We start from the raw sequence: 903 nt of genomic DNA, 5'->3' as shown, positions 1-903 counted from the left end.
CTATCCGGGCATGTCAGCGCCGTGCTGAGCCGCGGTCAGGGCTGGCCGCAGGCCACCGCCGTAGGCGGCGCGAAGCGGCCTTGAGGGCGGCGAGGAGGCGTCAGGCTGCCCGCCAGGCCGCAACGGTACGGCTCGCCGGTGATCATCATCTTCCAGGCCATACGGGCGGTTTTGTTGGCGAGCGCCACAGCCGCCAGCTTCGGCGGCTTGCGCGCAATCAACGCCGCCAGCCACGGCGAGGCCTTGGCGCGGCCGCGACGCACCTGCTGGATGTGGGCCGTCGCGCCCACCACCAGCGCCTGCCGCAGCATCTCGTCGCCGGCCCGCGTGATCACCCCCAGCCGGTTCTTGCCGGCGGTCGAATGGTTCTTCGGCGTCAGCCCCAGCCACGCCGCGAAGTCGCGTCCCGAACCGAACGCTGTCGCATCAGTGACCTTGACGCCGAGCAGGCTCGCCACGACCGGCCCGACGCCGGGCATCGCAGCCAGCCGCTGTCCAGTCTCGTCCTTGCGGTGATGGGCCAACAGCTTCTTGTCGATTGCCGCGTATCGCGCGCACACCGCGCGGTATTCCTCGCCGAGCGTCTCAAGCAGTTCCTTTGCCAGCGCCGGCACCGTCGCGTCGCCGGCAATGCGGGCCAGCAGTGGCTCGATGCGGGCAAGGCCTTGTGCGGCCACCAGGCCGAATTCGGCTGCGTAGCCGCGGATCGTGTTGGAAAGCTGCGTGCGCCGCCGCACCAGCTGCTCGCGCACCCCAAACAGCATCTGCGCCGCTTGCTGCTCGCCGCTCTTGATCCCAACAAAGCGTGTCCTGGGCCGGCTCATCGCCTCGCAGATCGCCTCGGCGTCAGCCGCGTCATGCTTGCCGCGCCGCACATACGGCTTCACGTGCTGCGCCGCGATC

1 protein-coding gene is annotated in these 903 nt (G+C 70.0%); it reads right to left on the bottom strand.

Annotation, left to right across the window (positions count from 1 at the left end; genetic code table 11):
* Positions 1-35 precede the first annotated feature (35 nt).
* A partial coding sequence (locus NKI39_RS34190) for an IS110 family RNA-guided transposase (protein ID WP_352837564.1) occupies positions 36-903 on the bottom strand: 868 nt, incomplete at its 5' end.

Source organism: Mesorhizobium sp. M0664, from assembly GCF_040320565.1.
In the GTDB taxonomy this organism is placed as follows: Bacteria; Pseudomonadota; Alphaproteobacteria; order Rhizobiales; family Rhizobiaceae; genus Mesorhizobium.
Note: the sequence above shows the minus strand (reverse complement) of the source record. Positions and strands in the feature narration are given on the sequence as shown.